This window comes from Crossiella sp. S99.2, assembly GCF_023094165.1.
Classification (GTDB): Bacteria; Actinomycetota; Actinomycetes; order Mycobacteriales; family Pseudonocardiaceae; genus Crossiella.
In genome coordinates, this window is record NZ_JALMDK010000002.1 from 320,721 (window position 1) to 337,727 (window position 17,007).

The window sequence follows — 17,007 nt, forward strand, 5'->3', positions numbered from 1 at the left end:
AATCGCGGCACATTCCATCTGGCCCACCTGGAGCCGTCATGAACACCGTGCTGTGGATCCTGCAGATCGTGCTCGCCGCCGCCATGCTCGGCGCCGGCGCGGCCAAGCTCAGCCAGGGCCGCGAGAAGTTGCTCGACAAGATGTCCTGGGCGGAGTCCTACTCCGACCCGGCCTTCCGCGGCATCGGCGCCGTGGAGGTGCTCGGCGCGCTCGGCCTGATCCTGCCCGCGGTCACCGGTATCGCGCCGGTGCTGGTGCCGCTGGCCGCCACCGGGCTGGCCATCACCATGCTGGGCGCGGTGCTCACGCACGTCCGGCGCAAGGAGTTCGGCCAGCTCGCGCCGGCCGCGGTGTTCCTGGTGCTGGCCGTGGTCATCGCCTGGGGCCGGTTCGGCCCGTACCCGCTCTGACCTAGCCCCCGCGCGCGGAGACGCTGCGGAAACACCCGGTCGGCGACCCTTGGGGCCATGCGGGTTCCGGTGGCCGAGGACGCACTCGCCGACATCGTCGGCGGCTTCAACCTGGGCGCTGACGACTACCTGGCCAGGCCGTTCCGCTTCCCCGAGCTGGTGGCCAGGGTCCGCGCTCCGCGGTGCCGCGCCCAGGACCGGTGTTCGCCGGTCCTGGACGCGGACGGGGGCCGGTCATGACCATCCGCACCCGGATCACGCTGCTCTACGCGGGCACCGCCACCGCGGCCGGCCTCGCGCTCTACTTCCTGATCAGCGCCTGGCTACCTGAGCCCGCGGGGTCGGGCCTGCTACCGCTGGCCATCGCCGCACTGCTGGTGCTCGCCGCCGCGCTCGGCACCGGCTGGTTCGTCGCGGGCCGGGTGCTGGCCCCGCTGCGCCGGATCACCGGCCTGGCCGAGCGGATCTCGGCCGGGCACCCGCACGGCCGGATCGAGCAGCCCGGCCCGCCGGACGAGCTGCAACGCCTCGCCGGCACCGTCAATGGCCTGCTGGCCCGCCTGGAGACCGCCACCACCGCGCAGCGCCGCTTCGCCGCCAACGTCGCGCACGAGCTGCGCACCCCGCTGGCCACCAGCCGCACTCTGCTGGAGGTCGCCGCCGCGCACCCGGAACGCTGCGACCTGCCGGACCTGACCGCCAAGCTGCGCACCGTGAACGAGCGCGGCACTGAGCTGGTGGACGCGCTGCTCGACCTGGCCCGCGCCGAGCACGGCCTGACCAACCCGGTGCCTACCGACCTGGCCGTCATCGCCGCGCAGGCCCTGGCCAACCTGGACCCCGGCGGCGTCACCGTCTCCGCCGAACTGGCCGCCACCACTTTCCCCGGCGAGCCGATCCTGTTGCTGCGGCTGGTGAACACCCTGCTGGCCAACGCGATCCGGCACAACCGGCCCGGCGGCCGGGCCAGGGTCACGGTGGCCGACGGCAGGCTCACCGTGACCAACACCGGCCCGCTGATCCCGGCCGAGCTGGCCGGGCAGCTGTTCGAGCCTTTCGTCCGCTCCGCCGGGCGCACCAGGCCGGCCGGGCACGGGCTGGGCCTGGCCATCGCGCGGGCGGTGGTCACCGCGCACCACGGCACGATCACCGCCAGCCCGAACCCGGACGGCGGCCTGACCGTGGACGTGCGCTTCTAGCCCTCGCCAGGTAGCGCGAACATCCCGTTGTCGGTCTGCTCGACCAGGCCGTCCACCAGCAGCGAGTGCAGGCACCGGTCCCGTTGCCCTGACTCGTCCCAGGCCGCGTCCAGCGCCGCCCTGGACACCGGACCCGGCGCGCCGCGCAGCACGTCGAGGAGCCGGCCACGCACCTGCCGGTCGGTGCCGGCGAACTTTTGCACCACCTTGGCCGGACCCGCGTAGGCCGGTCGTCCGGCTCGCTGCCAGGCGCAGTCGGCGTAGACCGGGCAGTCCGCGCAGCGCGGGGACCGGGCCACGCAGACCACCGCGCCCAGCTCCATCAGCGCCGCCGAGTACCGGGCCGCCCGCGCGGGTTCGCGCGGCAGCAGCACCTCGACATCGGCCAGGTCCCTGGTGGTCGAGGGCGGTCCGGCGTCCGCGGCTCCGTGCACCGCGCGGGCCACCACCCGGCGCACGTTGGTGTCCACCACCGGGGTGCGTTGCCCGTAGGCGAAGGCGGCCACCGCCCGCGCGGTGTACGCGCCGATCCCGGGCAGGCCCAGCAGGGTGTCCACGTCGGCGGGCACCACATCGCCGTGCTCGGCCGCGATCGCGGTGGCCGCGGCGTGCAGCCGCAGCGCCCGGCGCGGGTAGCCCAGCTTGCCCCAGGCCCGCAGCACCTCGCCCTGACCGGCCGCGGCCAGCGCCGAGGGCACCGGCCAGCGCGCCATCCAGTCCAGCCAGATCGGCTCCACCCGGGCCACCGGGGTCTGCTGCAGCATGACCTCGCTGACCAGCACGCCCCAGCCGGTGCAGTCGGGGTCCCGCCAGGGCAGGTCGCGGGCGACCCGGTCGAACCAGCCGAGCACGGCCCCGGGATCCAGGGAAGAAACAGTCGCCATAGCGTGCACAATCCTCGCACCTGCCCTGGACGCGGAGGAAACATGGCCACCCGTTCTGCCCCACCCTCGGACAACCTGCTGGCCAGGATCGCGTTGCGGTTCACCGCGTTCACCGAACGCTGGCTGCCGGACGCCTTCGGCTTCGTGCTTGTGGGCACGATCATCGTGCTGCTGCTGGGCCTGGCCACCGGCCAGTCGCCGACCGCGCTGATCGACGGCTGGGGCAAGGGCGTCTGGAGCCTGGTCACCTTCACCCTGCAGATGGCGATGATCATCATCGGCGGGTACGCGCTGGCCACCGCCCGGCCGGTGGCCAGGGTGATCGCCTGGCTGGCCACCATCCCGAAGACCCCGCGCGCGGCGATCACCTTCACCGCCGCGGCCTCGATGATCACCTCGTACCTGAACTGGGCGTTCAGCCTGATCTTCGCCGCGATCCTGGCCAAGGAGATCGCCCGGCTGGTGCGCGGGGTGGACTACCGGGCGCTGGGCGCGATGGCCTTCCTCGGCCTGGGCACGGTGTGGGCGCAGGGCCTGTCCGGCTCGGCCGCGCTGCAGGTGGCCAGCGCCGAGTCCAGCCCCAAGGCGGTGCAGGAGGTGATCAAGGCCGGGCGCGGCACCGGGCTGATCCCGCTCACCGAGACCATTTTCCTGTGGCAGGGCATCGTGGCCACGCTGATCGTCTTCGTGGTCGCGGTGGTCACCGCCGCGCTGATCGCGCCCTCCGGCGAGCGCGCCAAAACCGCCGCCGACCTGGGCATCGAGCTGAAACCGCTGCTCGCCCCGGCTGAGGCCGAACCCAAGGGCAGGCCGGGGGACTGGCTGGAGCGCAGCCCGGTGTTCTCGGTGCTGATCTTCGCCATCGGCGCCTGGTACCTGGTGCGGCACTTCGTCAACGCCGCCGGCAACCCGCTGACCGCGCTGGACCTCAACACCATCAACCTGATCCTGCTGCTGCTCGCGCTGATCCTGCACTGGCGGCCGTATCGGCTGGTCGCCGCGGTGCGCGCGGGCGCGCCCGCCGCGGCCGGGGTGCTGCTGCAGTTCCCGCTCTACGGCGGCATCTTCGGCATGATCGCCTTCACCGGCCTGTCCGCCACCATCGCCGGCTGGCTGGTGGACATCTCCAACCCGGTGCTCTACCCGGCGCTGATCGCCATCTACTCCTGCGTGCTGGGCGTGTTCGTGCCCAGCGGCGGCAGCAAGTGGGTGATCGAGGCCCCGTACGTGCTGGACGCGGCCAACCAGCTCCAGGTGCACCAGGGCTGGATGGTGGTGGTCTACGACCTGGGGGAGGCCAGCGCCAACCTGCTCCAGCCGTTCTGGATGCTGCCGACGCTGGCCGTGCTCGGACTCAAGGCCCGCGACATCATGGGCTACACCTTCGCGATGTTCCTGGTCTGCTTCCCGACCGTGCTCATCGTGGTGACCCTGTTCGCGCGGACCCTCTCGTTCCCCTAGATGACCTCGTGCAACAGCGCGGTGGACACGTCGTAGACGAAGCCGCGGACCTGGTCGGTGTGCAACAGGAAGGGGCTGCGCCGCACCCGCTGCACGGACTGCCGGACGCTGTCCTTGACCTCGCGGAAGGCCTCCAGGGCCCACGGCGGACGCAGGCCGGTCTCGCGTTCCAGCTCGTCCTTGAAGTCGTCCTCGGTGAAGGTGGCCAGGCCGCAGCTGGTGTGCTGCATGACGATGATCTCCTGGGTTTCCAGCTTGCGCTGGGAGATCGTCAGCGAGCGGATCATGTCGTCGGTGACCACGCCACCGGCGTTGCGCAGGATGTGCGCCTCACCATGCCGGAGCCCGAAGACGTCGAACACCTTGATCCGGGCGTCCATGCAGGTGACGATCGCCAGGTGCAGGGAGGGCTTCGGAGAGGGGATCTCCGGGTGGCCCAGTTCGCCTGCGACGGCGTTGCGCTGGAGCAGTTCGTCGATCGCGGTCATGACACACTCCTCAAGGCACGGCAGCATCCGGGTGTCTGAGGGGGTTGCCCTACTCCCTTGATGAGAACCCGAGTATGTGAACAGGGCAAGACTCGTTTGAGGAAACTCACGCGTCCGGTCCACTCTTGGTTGCGCACGCAACACGCCCGAACGGCCCAACGGCCAGTTACGTCATTCGGAGCAACCGGGGCGTTACCGTCTGCATGTGCTGGATCCGGTGGGACCTCACCCGCCGTCGGTGTACTGGCGCCGGCGCGCGGTAGCCCTTGGCGCGTTCGTGCTGGTCTTACTCCTCGGGGTGTGGGCGGTCGGCCTGGCCTTCGGCGGGAGTGAGGACACCGAACGCGAACTGGCCGAGCTGCGGGCCGCCGCGGCCGCGCGCAGCCTGGCCGCGACCGGCACGAGTACGCCGGGCAGTCCCTCGGCGCTGCCGCCGCCGAGCAACCCTGGGCCGCCCCCGGACCAGCCCCCGCCGCCACCGCCTCCGCCGCCGCCCCCTGGACCGCCGCAGCCCTGCCCGAACCAGGTCACCAAGGTCACCGCCGAGGTCGGCGCGCCCGAGTACCGGGTGGGTCAGCGGCCGGAGTTCCGGCTGGTGGTGACCAACACCGGCCCGGTGCCGTGCACTCGCGAACTGGATCCCCGGGTGCAGGAGATCCTGGTCTTCGGCCTGGACGGCGCCCGGCTGTGGTCCAGCAACGACTGCTACCCCGGCCGCAACCCCGACCTGCGCACCCTGGAACCCGGCGGCACGGCCGTGTTCCGGCTGGCCTGGCACGGCCGCACCTCGGCGCCGACCTGCGCGGGCAAGCGCAAGACCGTGCTCGCCGGGGAGTACACCGTGGTGGCCAAGGTCGACGACCTGGCCAGCCCGCCGGCTCCGTTCCGGCTGCGCTGATCAGCCGTAGCGGTCCACGATCGAGGACTCGGCCAGCCGGGACAGCCCCTCGCGGACCATCCGGGCCCTGGTGTCGCCGACCCCGTCCACGGTCTGCAGATCGTCCGCGGTGGCCGCCAGCAGCGCCTGCAACGAGCCGAAGTGCTCCACCAGCCGGTGCTGCACCGGCGCGGGCAGCCGCGGCACCCTGGCCAGCAGCCGGTACCCGCGCGGGCTGACCTGGCCGTCCAGCGACTCCGGTCCGGCCGGGAAGCCGAAGGCGGCCGCGATCGCGGCCACGTCCAGCAGTTCGGTGCCGTCCAGCGCGTCCAGCGCGGCCACCACCGCACCGGTGCTCGGCGCGCCCGGCTCCTCCACCAGGTAGTCCATGATCACCAGCTCGCGGTCCAGCTCGACCCCGCCGACCAGCTCGTCGAGCTGCAGCTCGATCAACCGGCCGTCCGCGCCCAGCTCGACCACGTGCCAGCCGATCTCGTCCGCGATGCGCTGCACCATCTCCAGCCGCTGCACCACGGTCATCGCGTCCTTGAGCGTGACGAAGTCCTCGATCTCCAGCGCGGACAGCGCCTGCGCCACCTCGTCCAGCCGGGCCTTGTACCGCTCCAAAGTGGACAGCGCCTGGTTCGCCCGCGACAGGATGGTGGCCGAATCGGTCAGCACGTGCCTGCGCCCGTCCACGTACACGCTGACGATGCTCATCGACTGGCTGACCGAGACCACCGGGTGCCCGGTCTGGATCGCGGTGCGCTCGGCGGTGCGGTGCCGGGTGCCGGACTCCTCGGTCGGGATGGTCGGATCCGGCACCAGCTGCACGTTGGCCCGCAGGATCTTGCCCGCGTCGGTGGAGAGCACCAGCGCGCCGTCCATTTTGGACAGCTCGCGTAACCGGGTGGCGCTGAACTCCACGTCCAGCCGGAAGCCACCGTCGCAGATGGACTCCACCGCCTCGTCGTGGCCGAGCACGATCAGTCCGCCGGTGCGGCCGCGCAGGATCCGCTCCAGGCCGTCCCGCAGCGCCGTGCCGGGCGCGAGCCGGGCCAGGGTAGCCCGCACCAGCTCCGACTGCGTCCGCTCGCTCACGATGCCCCTCCTGCCCGATCCGACACCGGAGTCTACGTTCGGCCACGAACGCGTGAACGCCTCGACCTCCGGCGGACAACACAGGTTGTGAGGACGATGACCGAACGCCGGGCCGGGGCGCCGCCCCCTGCCGAGGCCGAGCACCCCGACCTGTCGTGCCCGCAACCGGCCGCGGTGTTCGGGCGCCTGTTCGACGCGCACGCCGCCGCGCTGCACCGCTACCTGGCCCGCCGGGTGGGCGCCACCGCGGCCGATGACCTGGTCAGCGAGACCTTCCTGGTCGCGCTGCAACGGCGGCACAGCTACGACCCGGCCCGCGCCGCGGTGCGCTCCTGGCTGTACGGGATCGCCACCAACCTGCTGCGCGGCCACCTGCGGGCCGAGGTCCGCGGCTACCAGGCCACCGCCCGCGCGGCCGGCGCCGACCGACCTCATGAGGACGGTCACGACGGGCGCGTCGCGGCCAGGGTGGACGCCGAGACCGCCACCCGCGGCCTGGCCGCGGCGCTGGCCGGGCTGGCCGCCGGCGACCGGGACGTGCTGCTGCTGACCTCCTGGGCCGGCCTGGACTCCACCGAGGTGGCGCAGGCACTGGACATCCCGGTCGGCACCGTGCGCTCCCGGCTGCACCGGGTCCGCCGCGGCCTGCGCGCCCAGACCACCAACCCCAGCGAGGAGGACACCCGATGACCGAGCACCGCCTGTGGAGCGAGGACGAACTCGACGCCGCCCTGGACCGGCTGCGCCCGGAGGTGTCCCCGGCCCCGGAAGCCCTGGCCGCCGCCCGCTCCCGGCTACTGACCGCGGCCCAGCTCCCAGCCCCGGCCGCGATCCCGGCCCCGGCCCAGGCCCCGGCTCCGGCCGCGATCCCGCCGCAGCCCCCGGCCCCGGCCCGGCCGCGTCGTGCCGCCCGGCGCTGGCTGCTGGCGGCCGCCGCGGTCGCGCTGGTCACCACCGGCGCGCTGCTGGCCCAGCCCTTCTCCGGCGGCGGGACGGCCGACGCCCGGGACGTGCTGGCCACCGCCGCCAGGGCCGGTGACGGCGACCGCCCGCTCAACCCCGGCGAGTACCGCTACATCCAGACCCGGTCCTGGGACGCCTCCAGCTGGGACCGCGACGGCAAGACCTACAGCTACCTGGAGGAAACCCTCCGCGAGACCTGGATCCCCTTCGACGAGAACGGCGAGTGGGTGCGGCGGGAACGCCTGACCGGCAACCGGCAGTGGACCCTGGGCGTCACCGAGGCCGGGTACCGGGCCGCCGGGCTGCCGCTGGAGCCCACCGGCCAGGTCACCGAGAAGCGGGCCCCGCGCGGGGAATTCAGCCAGGCGGGTGAGCTGACCCGCTGCGAGCAGGCGCCCTGTCCGATCCTGCCGCCCGAGGCCGTGCACGCCCGCGACCGCGCCGGAGCCTGGCACAACCCCACTCAGAGCTGGCAGAACGCGCTGCCGAGTGATCCGCAGGGGCTCTACGCCGCACTACGCGCGCACGATCCGGCCGGCATCGGCGAGTCCGTGGCGCTGGACAACGCCCGCGCCGCGCTGCGCACCGGCAGGCTGCGCACCGAGGTCCGCAACCGGGTCTACGAAGCCCTGCGCCTGTTGCCCGGCCTCAGGATCAAGGACCACGCGGTGGACCTCGGCGGCAGGCACGGCGTCTCGCTCGGGGTCGAGGACGACCGGACCGGCACCGAGATCATCATCGAGCCGTCCTCCGGCCGGTTCCTCGGCGAGCGCACCGTGGTGCGGCAGGACAGCGCGTACTACCCGAGGGGCACGGCCATCGAGCACAGCACGGTGAACACGGCCATCGCAGCTCAGGCGGGGATTGCGCCGTCCCGGTGAGCAATGGGTGACCGCGCGTGACACACCCCAGGGGGTAGGGGGTATTGTTAGCGCGTTCACTCCTCAGCCATCGAGTTGGTGGACACGAAATCAAGTGTTGTGGCCAGTCGGGATTCGGGGTCCGGGCTGTGCTTGCTGGAAGAGGGCCCGCACACCGCTCGGGGGTGTGCGGGCCTTTCCACGTCTCAGTCCTCGGCGCGCAGTTCCCGCAGTGCGGAGCCAAGATCCGGCACCACGGTGGCCTTGATCTCTGGCGGCAACGCGCCCGAGTCCGGCGGCACCAGCGCGTGCGTGAAGCCCATCCGGGCCGCCTCGGCCAGCCGCCGCCCGGCCCCGGCCACCCGCCGCACTTCACCGGCCAGCCCGACCTCGCCAAGCGCGATCATGGTGGGCGGCAACGCGACATCCCGCGCGGCCGAGGCCACCGCCAGCGCCACCGCCAGGTCCGCCGCCGGCTCCAGCACCCGCATGCCGCCCACGGTCGCGGTGAACACGTCCTTGTCGCCAAGGCGCACCCGGCCGCGGCGTTCCAGCACCGCGAGCACCATCGCCACCCTGGCCGAGTCCAGCCCGCTCACCGCGCGCCGCGGCGCGGGCAGGTTGGTCGCGGCCACCAGCGCCTGCACCTCGCCCAGCAGCGGCCGCTTGCCCTCCACGATCACCGTGATCGCGGTGCCGGGCACGCCAACATCGCGCTGGTTGAGGAAGAGCCCGGACGGGTCGGCCACCCCGACGATGCCGTCGTCGCGCAGCTCGAAACAACCCACCTCGTCGGCCGGGCCGTAGCGGTTCTTCACCCCGCGGATCAGCCGCAGGGTGGAATGCCGGTCGCCCTCGAAGTGCAGCACCACGTCCACCAGGTGCTCCAGCATCCGCGGCCCGGCGATCGAACCGTCCTTGGTGACGTGCCCGACCAGCAGCACCGGCAGGTTGTTCTCCTTGGCCACCGCGATCAGCGCCGAGGCCACCGCGCGCACCTGGGTGACCCCGCCCGGCGCGCCGTCGATCATGGCGGACTGGATGGTCTGCACCGAGTCCACGATCAGCAGTCCCGGCCGCACCGCCTCGATGTGGCCCAGGATCGCGCCCAGCTCGCCCTCGGCGGCCAGGTACATCTCGCCGTGCAGGTTCCCGGTCCGCTCCGCGCGCAGCCGCACCTGGCCCGCGGACTCCTCGCCGGTGATGTAGAGCGAGCGCCCGTTGCCGACCGAGGCGGCCCAGCGGTGCGCGACCTCCAGCAGCAGTGTGGACTTGCCGACCCCCGGCTCACCCGCGAGCAGGATCACCGCGCCCGGCACGACCCCGCCGCCGAGCACCCGGTCCAGTTCGCCGACGCCGGTGGAGACCGCGCGGGCGGCCTCGATGTCGACCTCGCCGATCGGCCGGGCGGGCGCGGACACCGCACTCGCGGTGATCTTGGCCAGCGCGGGTTTGACCGCGCCCTTCTCCTCGACCGTGCCCCAGGCCTGGCATTCCGGGCAGCGGCCGACCCACTTGGCCACCTCGTTGCCGCATTCGGCACAGCGGTAGCCGGGACGGGTCACCCGCACGTTCTTCGCCACGCCGGTGAACCTAGGGGGTCGGACCGACAGTCACCGGATCAGTGACCGCCACCGCCGCCGTGTCCGCCGGTCTTGGGCAGGTCCTCGCGGTGTTCCTCATCCGCGGCGATCGGCACCTGCAGGGTGACCTGACCGGCCTTGGCGAAGGTGAACACCACCGGGATGGTCTTGCCCGGCCACAGGTCGTGCTTGAGGCCGACCACGGTGAGCAGCACGGTGCCGACCTTGAGCTTGCTGTCCACCGCGGAGCTGGACGGGGTGGCCGCCGAGGTCGAGGAGCCGGTGGTGCCTGCGGGGCGGCCCGCGGAGGAGGTGGCCGCGCCGGAGGTGCCGGTCGGCGTCGCGCTGGTGGTGGCCGCGCTGGTGGTGGCGTGCTCGGGCTCGTTCAGCTCGGCGCGAATGGCGAAACCGGACGGGATGGCGCCGTCGCCCTTGAGTTCGACCGAGCCCGCGCCCTCGGAGCTGACCGAGACGAGCTTGTCGTCGTTGGGCCCGCTGTTGACCAGGGAGATGCCCAGGGAGGCGTTGCTCTTGGCCGGGTAGTACTTCTTGGGGTTGTTCGAAGGGAAGGCGAGCTGGCCATCACGCAGTTCGATGGCCCCGACCTTGCCGCTCGCCCCGTTCACCGCGGCGACCTGGACCGCGGTCTGCGAGTTCATGCCGGCGCCACAGCCGGTCACGGCCAGCGCGATACCCAGACCCAGCGCCGCCGGGACCAGGCGGGCACGGACTGCCTTCTGCTCTACACGGCTCACAGCGCGCCGATCCTTCCCTGGAGTACCTGGTGAACTCCTCGGCCGCAGCCTAACCACCCGCGCCCGCGTGGGTGGCACCTGGTGCCGTGCCAGGTGGCGGGTATTGATGATCACCTGTTCGCGCAATACGGCGTAGGCCATTTCGCCGTGCCCCGGAGTTTCACGGAGATCAAAAGTCCACTGTGGACCCGGCGTTGTCCTGCGCTGACCGGGGGAAGCATGTCCCGCTCTGGTTTGTCAACCCCTCCCGTGGCCGCTGACCTGCGCTTACAGATCGCACGGGGGTCGAGCGGAGATGGCCGGACGTGTTAGGATGGGGGCAGCGAAAGGGGCAGAGGACACATGGTTTTCAAGGTCGGAGAGACCGTCGTCTACCCGCACCACGGTGCCGCTCTCATCGAAGCAATTGAGACCCGCGTGATCAAGGGCGAGGAGAAGAAGTACCTCGTCCTCAAGGTCGCGCAAGGAGACCTCACCGTCCGGGTGCCCGCGGACAACGCCGAGATCGTCGGTGTGCGGGACGTTGTCGGTCAGGAAGGTCTGGACCGGGTCTTCGAGGTGCTGCGTGCTCCGCACACCGAAGAACCCACCAACTGGTCTCGGCGGTACAAGGCCAACCTCGAGAAGCTCGCCTCCGGCGATGTGAACAAGGTTGCCGAAGTGGTGCGCGATCTCTGGCGACGGGAGAAGGACCGCGGCCTGTCCGCTGGTGAGAAGCGCATGTTGGCCAAGGCTCGGCAAATACTGGTGAGCGAGCTGGCCCTGGCCGAAGGCACTGACGAGGACAAGGCCGAGGTTCTCCTCGACGAAGTCCTCGCCACCGCCTCCTGACAAGTCGAGAGAAGACACCGCCGCTGCCATGAGTGTTGTCGCGCTCGTGCCCGCTGCCGGGCGAGGTGAGCGGCTCGGTGCCGGTGTGCCGAAGGCCCTCGTCGAAGTCGGCGGCGAGCCGTTATTGGTACACGCGGTACGTGGTCTGTGGCGTTCGGGCTGTGTCCAGCAGGTCGTCGTCGCCGCGCCACGCTCCGAGATGGACGTCGTGACCGCCGCACTGGCTTCGGTCGGTGCGGCGGTGCACGTCGTTGTCGGAGGCGCCGAGCGTTCCGAATCAGTCAAGCTGGCCCTGGACGCCGCGCTGGAGATCGTCCCGGACGCCGAGGTCGTGCTCGTGCACGACGCGGCCCGCGCCTTCACCCCGCCGGAGCTGACCGCCGCGGTGGTCGAGGCCGTGCGAGCGGGCGCCAAGGCGGTCATCCCGGCCCTTCCGGTGGCCGACACGATCAAGCAGGTGGATGCCGAAGGTGTGGTTCGCGCCACGCCCGACCGGACCACCCTGCGTGCCGTGCAAACCCCCCAAGGCTTCGCCGTCGACGTGCTGCGCCGCGCCCATGAGGCCGCGCTGGCCGACGGCGTGGCCGCCACCGACGACGCGGGCCTGGTCGAGCGGATCGGCATCCCGGTGCACACCGTGCCCGGCCACGCCGATGCGATGAAGGTCACCACCCCGTTCGACCTCACCGTGGCCAACGCCCTGCTGGCCGCGCGCACCCAAGCTGTGGAGGGCCAGGCGTGATCCCGCCGCGTGTCGGAGTAGGCACCGATGTGCACCCGATCGAGCCCGGCCGCGACTGCTGGATGGCCGGCCTGCTGTGGGAAGGCGTGGACGGCTGCGCCGGTCACTCCGACGGCGACGTGGCCGCACACGCCCTGTGCGACGCCCTGCTCTCCGCCGCCGGCAAGGGCGACCTGGGCGCGGTCTTCGGCACCGGCGACCCCCGCTGGTCCGGCGCGCACGGGGTGGAACTGCTCGCCCACGTCCGCGACCTGCTGGCCGAGGACGGCTGGCAGGTGGGCAACGCGGTGGTGCAGGTCATCGGCAACGCCCCGCGTATCGGCAAGCGCCGGGACGAGGCGCAGAAGGTGCTCTCCGAGGCAGCGGGCGGCGACGTCGCGGTCTCCGGCACCACCACGGACGGCCTGGGCCTGACCGGTCGCGGCGAGGGCATCGCCGCGGTCGCCACCGCCCTGATCTACCGCGCCTGACCCGCTCGCGCCGTCCGGTCCCTGCTGTCCGCATCCGGACAGCAGAAAAGGAACGACCCGGCGTTCCCGGGTGTTCCTCCTGATGTGACCTTTCTCAACGCGCTACAGCCCGGCGGACACCCCGGACGCGGCACGCGTGGTGATCATGATGGCCCCGGACCGGGTGACTGGCAGCCGGGCCTGCTGGATCCGCCGGGCGGTCGCCGCCGCGCGACACGCCCGCGGCGCCGGTAGCCGACGCTCCCTGATCTCCCTGGTGGCCTTCCGAGCCTGTCGCCGAGCCAGGTTCGCGCGCAGCTTCTTCGAGTGCCACACGAGATCCACCACGCTCAGCAGAACTGGCAAAATCACGAAAAGTGGTAGCAGAGCGTTCACCATGTCGCGCCCCTTCCCCGATCACACCACTCTTTCGGAGCATCCCTGATATCGACGGTCTCGCTCCGTGATTGAACAGGGAAGGATGTATCCAAAGCCTTTATCGGACTGTTAGCTCTCTCGGTGTGTCCATCGGCACACCGTGTTGATCGAACTACTGTCCGTGTGATTACGCCTTACCGACCGGTAAGTCTGTGGTGGGGCCAGGGTTGCCGCACTTACGGGCAGCCCGACACGGAGCGTGCCCAAGGCGACCACACCGGCGCTGCCAGCCGGTGATCGATTACCAGCCGCCCGGCCTGATCGATCGAAGGATTGACGATCACCGGCCCCGGTACCAGGCTGCCCCGCGTGTCCAGCTCACCAGGGATGACCCGGATCGCCCTCGCCAGCTTCATCGGCACCGCGATCGAGTTCTACGACTTCTACATCTACGGCACCGCGGCCGCGCTGGTGCTCAACTCCACCTTCTTCCCCGACCTCTCCCCGGTGGTCGGCACGCTGGCCGCGTTCTCCACCTTCGCGGTGGCCTTCATTGCGCGGCCGCTGGGCTCCCTGCTGTTCGGGCACTTCGGGGACCGGGTGGGGCGGAAATCGATGCTGGTCGCCTCGTTGCTGACGATGGGGCTGGCCACGGTGGCGATCGGGTTGCTGCCGGGGGCGGCGCAGATCGGGGTGCTGGCGCCGGTGCTGCTGGTGGTGTTCCGGTTCCTGCAGGGGCTGGGGCTTGGTGGCGAGTGGGGTGGGGCGGCGTTGCTGGCCACTGAGCACGCGCCCAAGGGCAAGCGGGGCTGGTACGCGGCGTTCCCGCAGCTGGGGCCTTCGGTCGGGTTCTTCGCGGCCAGTGGGTCGTTCCTGCTGCTCTCGGCGTTGCTGGACGACGCGGAGTTCCGGGAGTGGGGCTGGCGGGTGCCGTTCCTGGCCTCGGCGGTGCTGGTGGTGGTCGGGTTGTTCGTGCGGTTGCGGATCGCGGAGACGCCGGTGTTCACCGAGCTGGTGGACAAGCGGGAGCGGGCATCGATGCCGCTGGTGGAGATGTTCTGGCGGGCGCCGCGGCGGCTGCTGCTGGGTGGCGGCGTGATCGTCATCTGTTACGTGCTCTTCTACACCGCGACCACGTTCTGCCTCTCCTACGGCACGACCGTGCTGGGGTACTCGCGCAACACCATGCTGATCCTGTCCATCATCACCATCTGGGCCCTCGCCGCGGACACGATCGTCTCCGCCAGGGCGGCCGACGCGTACGGGCGTAAACCGGTGCTGATCTTCGGGACCTCGTTCTCGGTGCTGGCGGGGCTGGTGCTCTTCCCGCTGCTGGGCAGCGGGAGTGTGGTCCTGGCCGGCGTGGCGCTGGCACTGGCGCTGGGGGCCATGGGTCTGGTCTACGGTCCGCTCGGCGCGTTCCTGCCCGAGCTGTTCGACACCAGGTTCCGCTACTCCGCATCGTCCTTCGCCTACAACCTCGGTGGGGTGGCCGGTGGCGCGCTCGCGCCGACGGTGGCGGCCGCGCTGGCCGCGGACTTCGGGCCGGGGGCGGTCGGGATCTACGTGGCCGCGGCCGCGGTGCTGAGCCTGCTGTGCGTGCTGGGCCTGCCGGAGACCAGGGACGTGGAACTCACCGGCTGAGCGGTTCGGCGATGGGCGCCGGCGCGGGTTCGGCGGCGGCCGGGTAGGCCAGGCTGGCGCCCGCGGCCAGCAGTGCGCCGAGGGCGAGCGCGAGCAGCTGCCTGCGTAGTCCATTGTGGACGGTGATCATCCGTTGGCCTCCTTGGGTTCGGTCGTGAGATCGCTCGTTGCCGCTGTTCGTTTCGCCACGAAGGTGTGATCACGGTTGGGTCTCTGGGTTAACGTCGGGCCCGTGACCATTCGCGGGGTGCTCTTCGACTTCTCCGGCACGTTGTTCCGGCTCGAACTGGGCGACAACTGGCTGGACGGCCTGATGGACGACGCCGCGGCCGCCGACCTGCTGCGGCAGCTCACCGCGCCCACCGGACGACTGGAGGGGCTGCCGCCGGAGCTGCACGAGGCGTGGGATCGCCGGGATCTGGACCCTGACCTGCACCGCGAGGTGCACCTGGCCGCGCTGGCCAACATCGGGGTGCCGGACGCCGCGCTGGCCGGCAAGGTCTACGACCGGCTGCTGGAGCCCGCCTCCTGGCAGGCCTACCCGGACACCGCCGCGGTGCTGAGCGAACTCAAGGCCGCCGGGTACCCGGTCGGCGTGCTGAGCAACATCGCCTGGGACATCCGCACCGTCTTCGACCGGCACGGCGTGGCCGGCCTGCCCGATGAGTACGTGCTTTCCTACGTGGAGGGGCGGGTCAAGCCGGACCCGGAGCTGTTCCGCACCGGCTGCGCGCGGCTCGGCCTGGACCCGGCCGAGGTGCTCATGATCGGCGACAGCCAGGAGGCCGACGGCGGGGCCGAGGCGATCGGCTGCGCCTTCGCGCTGGTGCCGCCGCTGCCCACCGCCGAACGTCCGGACGCGCTGCGGGCCGTCCTGCGGACGCACGGCCTACTTCCGGCGTAGGCCACAGCGCCGACCGGTGGAAACTGAAATCCCGGTGGGTGGGCTGGTCATTAGCATGCTCGTTGAACCCGTACCCTTGTCGGGTGGCTCTCCGACTTCATGACACCGCTACCAGGAGCATGCGGGAATTCCACCCGCTCCGGTCTGGGGCTGCGTCGATCTATGTCTGTGGGGCCACCGTGCAGGGCGTGCCGCACATCGGACATGTGCGCAGCGGGCTGAACTTCGACGTGCTGCGCCGCTGGCTGGCGCGCGATGGCGACGACGTCACGCTGGTGCGCAACGTCACCGACATCGACGACAAGATCCTGGCCAAGGCCGCCGAACACGGCAGGCCGTGGTGGGAGTGGGCGGCCACGCACGAACGCGCCTTCATCTCCGCCTACGACGCGCTGGGCTGCCTGCCGGCCTCGGTCGAGCCGAGGGCCACCGGGCACGTGCCGCAGATGATCGAGCTGATGGACCGGCTGATCGAGCGCGGGCACGCCTACGCGGCCGGGGGCGATGTGTACTTCGCGGTCGCCTCCTTCCCCGAGTACGGCGCGCTGTCCGGGCAGAAGCTGGACGAGGTGCAGCAGGGCGAGTCCGCGGCCACCGGCAAGCGCGACCCGCGTGACTTCACGCTGTGGAAGGCGGCCAAGCCCGGCGAGCCGTCCTGGCCGACGCCGTGGGGCCGCGGGCGTCCCGGCTGGCACCTGGAGTGCTCGGCCATGGTCACCGCCTACCTCGGGCCGGAGTTCGACATCCACGGCGGCGGGGTGGACCTGGTCTTCCCGCACCACGAGAACGAGCAGGCCCAGTCGCGGGCGGCCGGGGACGGCTTCGCCCAGTACTGGATGCACAACGCCTGGGTGACCATGAGCGGCGAGAAGATGTCGAAGTCGCTCGGCAACACGGTGACCATCCCGGAGATGCTGCAGCGGGTGCGCGCGCCCGAGCTGCGCTACTACCTGGTCACCCCGCACTACCGGTCCACCATCGAATACTCCGAGCACGCGCTGCACGACGCGGTGGCCGGGTACCGGCGGATCGAGGGCTTCCTGCGGCGGGTGGTGCAGCGCACCGGCTGCGTCGGCGAGGAAGGGCTGCCCGGCGATTACGTGGCGGCCTTGGACGAGGACCTCGGCACACCGTCGGCCATCGCCGTGGTGCACACCAGCGTGCGGGACGGCAACGCCGCGCTCGACGCCGGTGACGATGAGAAGGCCCGTGAGATCGCCGCCTCGGTGCGCGCGATGACCGGGCTGCTTGGCCTTGACCCGTTGTCAGAGCAGTGGGAGGTCGCGTCCACTGTGGACGAAGGCTCCCGGGTCGCGCTGACCACGCTGGTCGAGGGACTGTTGGAAGAGCGGCAGAAGGCACGTGCCGGCAAGGATTTCGCCACGGCGGACCTGCTGCGCGACCGACTGCTCGCGGCCGGAGTGGCGGTAGAGGACACCGCCTCCGGTCCACTATGGACATTGAAGGACTGCTGAGAA

20 protein-coding genes are annotated in these 17,007 nt (G+C 71.5%); 13 read left to right on the forward strand and 7 right to left on the reverse strand.

Annotation, left to right across the window (positions count from 1 at the left end; genetic code table 11):
- Nucleotides 1-38 precede the first annotated feature (38 nt).
- From MZC64_RS08035 to MZC64_RS08045, 3 genes are read left to right on the forward strand one after another with little or no spacing between them, the layout of a single operon-like run.
- Complete coding sequence (locus tag MZC64_RS08035; protein ID WP_247761324.1) at nucleotides 39-410, forward strand: DoxX family protein; 372 nt, start codon at nucleotides 39-41, stop codon at nucleotides 408-410.
- Between the two features lie 57 nt (nucleotides 411-467).
- Nucleotides 468-650 carry a hypothetical protein gene (locus tag MZC64_RS49085; RefSeq protein WP_374205650.1) on the forward strand — a complete coding sequence of 61 codons (183 nt, stop codon included), beginning with the start codon at nucleotides 468-470 and terminating at the stop codon, nucleotides 648-650.
- Entirely contained in the window at nucleotides 647-1,609 is a 963-nt protein-coding gene (locus MZC64_RS08045; protein WP_247761326.1) for a HAMP domain-containing sensor histidine kinase, read from the forward strand. The genes MZC64_RS49085 and MZC64_RS08045 overlap by 4 nt, the downstream gene beginning before the upstream one ends.
- Here MZC64_RS08045 and MZC64_RS08050 read toward each other — a convergent pair.
- Nucleotides 1,606-2,493 (reverse strand): A/G-specific adenine glycosylase, encoded by an 888-nt coding sequence (locus tag MZC64_RS08050; protein WP_247761327.1) that lies wholly within the window; start codon nucleotides 2,491-2,493, stop codon nucleotides 1,606-1,608. The two genes, MZC64_RS08045 and MZC64_RS08050, sit on opposite strands and share 4 nt — an antisense overlap.
- Before the next feature lie 42 nt (nucleotides 2,494-2,535).
- On the opposite strand from MZC64_RS08050, the gene MZC64_RS08055 reads away from it, so the two are divergent.
- A complete protein-coding gene (locus tag MZC64_RS08055) occupies nucleotides 2,536-3,954 on the forward strand; it encodes a short-chain fatty acid transporter (RefSeq protein ID WP_247761329.1) in 1,419 nt (472 codons plus the stop codon).
- Here the strand turns inward: MZC64_RS08055 and MZC64_RS08060 are convergent.
- Entirely contained in the window at nucleotides 3,951-4,442 is a 492-nt protein-coding gene (locus MZC64_RS08060; RefSeq protein ID WP_247761331.1) for a carbonic anhydrase, read from the reverse strand. The genes MZC64_RS08055 and MZC64_RS08060 overlap by 4 nt on opposite strands.
- 205 nt (nucleotides 4,443-4,647) lie before the next feature.
- Between MZC64_RS08060 and MZC64_RS08065 the strand changes: the two genes are divergently transcribed.
- The gene (locus MZC64_RS08065; RefSeq protein WP_247761333.1) at nucleotides 4,648-5,340 is read left to right on the forward strand and encodes a DUF4232 domain-containing protein; all 693 of its coding nucleotides are present in this window, start codon (nucleotides 4,648-4,650) and stop codon (nucleotides 5,338-5,340) included.
- On the opposite strand, the gene disA is transcribed toward MZC64_RS08065, so the two are convergent.
- Nucleotides 5,341-6,420, reverse strand: a complete 1,080-nt coding sequence (disA, locus tag MZC64_RS08070; RefSeq protein WP_247761334.1) for a DNA integrity scanning diadenylate cyclase DisA — start codon at nucleotides 6,418-6,420, stop codon at nucleotides 5,341-5,343.
- 96 nt (nucleotides 6,421-6,516) lie between these two features.
- On the opposite strand from disA, the gene MZC64_RS08075 reads away from it, so the two are divergent.
- Nucleotides 6,517-7,110: an RNA polymerase sigma factor gene (locus MZC64_RS08075; RefSeq protein WP_247761336.1), complete on the forward strand. Its 594-nt coding sequence runs from the start codon at nucleotides 6,517-6,519 to the stop codon at nucleotides 7,108-7,110.
- Nucleotides 7,107-8,264, forward strand: a complete 1,158-nt coding sequence (locus tag MZC64_RS08080; RefSeq protein ID WP_247761338.1) for a CU044_5270 family protein — start codon at nucleotides 7,107-7,109, stop codon at nucleotides 8,262-8,264. Before MZC64_RS08075 ends, MZC64_RS08080 begins: the two co-directional genes overlap by 4 nt.
- A 185-nt stretch (nucleotides 8,265-8,449) precedes the next feature.
- Here MZC64_RS08080 and radA read toward each other — a convergent pair whose 3' ends face one another.
- Nucleotides 8,450-9,826, reverse strand: a complete 1,377-nt coding sequence (gene radA / locus MZC64_RS08085; RefSeq protein WP_247761340.1) for a DNA repair protein RadA — start codon at nucleotides 9,824-9,826, stop codon at nucleotides 8,450-8,452.
- A 38-nt stretch (nucleotides 9,827-9,864) separates the two neighbouring features.
- On the reverse strand, nucleotides 9,865-10,581 hold the full coding sequence (locus MZC64_RS08090; protein WP_247761341.1) for a hypothetical protein: 717 nt from the start codon (nucleotides 10,579-10,581) through the stop codon (nucleotides 9,865-9,867).
- Nucleotides 10,582-10,923: 342 nt separating this feature from the next.
- Between MZC64_RS08090 and MZC64_RS08095 the strand changes: the two genes are divergently transcribed.
- Genes MZC64_RS08095 through ispF form a run of 3 tightly spaced genes read left to right on the forward strand, consistent with a single transcriptional unit; the run spans nucleotide 10,924 to nucleotide 12,624 of the window.
- Nucleotides 10,924-11,412: a CarD family transcriptional regulator gene (locus tag MZC64_RS08095; protein ID WP_065915127.1), complete on the forward strand. Its 489-nt coding sequence runs from the start codon at nucleotides 10,924-10,926 to the stop codon at nucleotides 11,410-11,412.
- Nucleotides 11,413-11,440: 28 nt separating this feature from the next.
- Nucleotides 11,441-12,154 carry a 2-C-methyl-D-erythritol 4-phosphate cytidylyltransferase gene (gene ispD, locus MZC64_RS08100; protein WP_247761343.1) on the forward strand — a complete coding sequence of 238 codons (714 nt, stop codon included), beginning with the start codon at nucleotides 11,441-11,443 and terminating at the stop codon, nucleotides 12,152-12,154.
- Complete coding sequence (ispF, locus tag MZC64_RS08105; RefSeq protein ID WP_308300973.1) at nucleotides 12,151-12,624, forward strand: 2-C-methyl-D-erythritol 2,4-cyclodiphosphate synthase; 474 nt, start codon at nucleotides 12,151-12,153, stop codon at nucleotides 12,622-12,624. The genes ispD and ispF overlap by 4 nt, the downstream gene beginning before the upstream one ends.
- 102 nt (nucleotides 12,625-12,726) lie before the next feature.
- Here the strand turns inward: ispF and MZC64_RS08110 are convergent, their stop codons facing one another.
- Nucleotides 12,727-12,948, reverse strand: coding sequence for a hypothetical protein (locus MZC64_RS08110; protein WP_247761345.1), 222 nt, complete (start codon nucleotides 12,946-12,948; stop codon nucleotides 12,727-12,729).
- Between the two features lie 402 nt (nucleotides 12,949-13,350).
- On the opposite strand from MZC64_RS08110, the gene MZC64_RS08115 reads away from it, so the two are divergent.
- Nucleotides 13,351-14,625: an MFS transporter gene (locus MZC64_RS08115; RefSeq protein WP_308300974.1), complete on the forward strand. Its 1,275-nt coding sequence runs from the start codon at nucleotides 13,351-13,353 to the stop codon at nucleotides 14,623-14,625.
- On the opposite strand, the gene MZC64_RS08120 is transcribed toward MZC64_RS08115, so the two are convergent.
- Nucleotides 14,615-14,755, reverse strand: a complete 141-nt coding sequence (locus tag MZC64_RS08120) for a hypothetical protein (RefSeq protein ID WP_247761347.1) — start codon at nucleotides 14,753-14,755, stop codon at nucleotides 14,615-14,617. The genes MZC64_RS08115 and MZC64_RS08120 overlap by 11 nt on opposite strands.
- Before the next feature lie 102 nt (nucleotides 14,756-14,857).
- Between MZC64_RS08120 and MZC64_RS08125 the strand changes: the two genes are divergently transcribed.
- Nucleotides 14,858-15,529: an HAD family hydrolase gene (locus tag MZC64_RS08125; RefSeq protein WP_247761349.1), complete on the forward strand. Its 672-nt coding sequence runs from the start codon at nucleotides 14,858-14,860 to the stop codon at nucleotides 15,527-15,529.
- A gap of 83 nt (nucleotides 15,530-15,612) precedes the next feature.
- Nucleotides 15,613-17,004 carry a cysteine--tRNA ligase gene (gene cysS, locus MZC64_RS08130; RefSeq protein WP_247761357.1) on the forward strand — a complete coding sequence of 464 codons (1,392 nt, stop codon included), beginning with the start codon at nucleotides 15,613-15,615 and terminating at the stop codon, nucleotides 17,002-17,004.
- Nucleotides 17,005-17,007: the final 3 nt, after the last annotated feature.

What these genes read in the sequence shown, in the direction of transcription:
- MZC64_RS08095 (WP_065915127.1), top strand. Translation starts at nt 10,924, where the DNA reads ATGGTTTTCAAGGTCGGAGAGACCGTCGTCTACCCGCACCACGGTGCC.
- MZC64_RS08055 (WP_247761329.1), top strand. Translation starts at nt 2,536, where the DNA reads ATGGCCACCCGTTCTGCCCCACCCTCGGACAACCTGCTGGCCAGGATC.
- MZC64_RS08080 (WP_247761338.1), top strand. Translation starts at nt 7,107, where the DNA reads ATGACCGAGCACCGCCTGTGGAGCGAGGACGAACTCGACGCCGCCCTG.
- MZC64_RS08045 (WP_247761326.1), top strand. Translation starts at nt 647, where the DNA reads ATGACCATCCGCACCCGGATCACGCTGCTCTACGCGGGCACCGCCACC.
- ispD (WP_247761343.1), top strand. Translation starts at nt 11,441, where the DNA reads ATGAGTGTTGTCGCGCTCGTGCCCGCTGCCGGGCGAGGTGAGCGGCTC.
- MZC64_RS08060 (WP_247761331.1), bottom strand. Translation starts at nt 4,442, where the DNA reads ATGACCGCGATCGACGAACTGCTCCAGCGCAACGCCGTCGCAGGCGAA.
- MZC64_RS49085 (WP_374205650.1), top strand. Translation starts at nt 468, where the DNA reads ATGCGGGTTCCGGTGGCCGAGGACGCACTCGCCGACATCGTCGGCGGC.
- MZC64_RS08120 (WP_247761347.1), bottom strand. Translation starts at nt 14,755, where the DNA reads ATGATCACCGTCCACAATGGACTACGCAGGCAGCTGCTCGCGCTCGCC.
- MZC64_RS08035 (WP_247761324.1), top strand. Translation starts at nt 39, where the DNA reads ATGAACACCGTGCTGTGGATCCTGCAGATCGTGCTCGCCGCCGCCATG.
- MZC64_RS08050 (WP_247761327.1), bottom strand. Translation starts at nt 2,493, where the DNA reads ATGGCGACTGTTTCTTCCCTGGATCCCGGGGCCGTGCTCGGCTGGTTC.
- MZC64_RS08075 (WP_247761336.1), top strand. Translation starts at nt 6,517, where the DNA reads ATGACCGAACGCCGGGCCGGGGCGCCGCCCCCTGCCGAGGCCGAGCAC.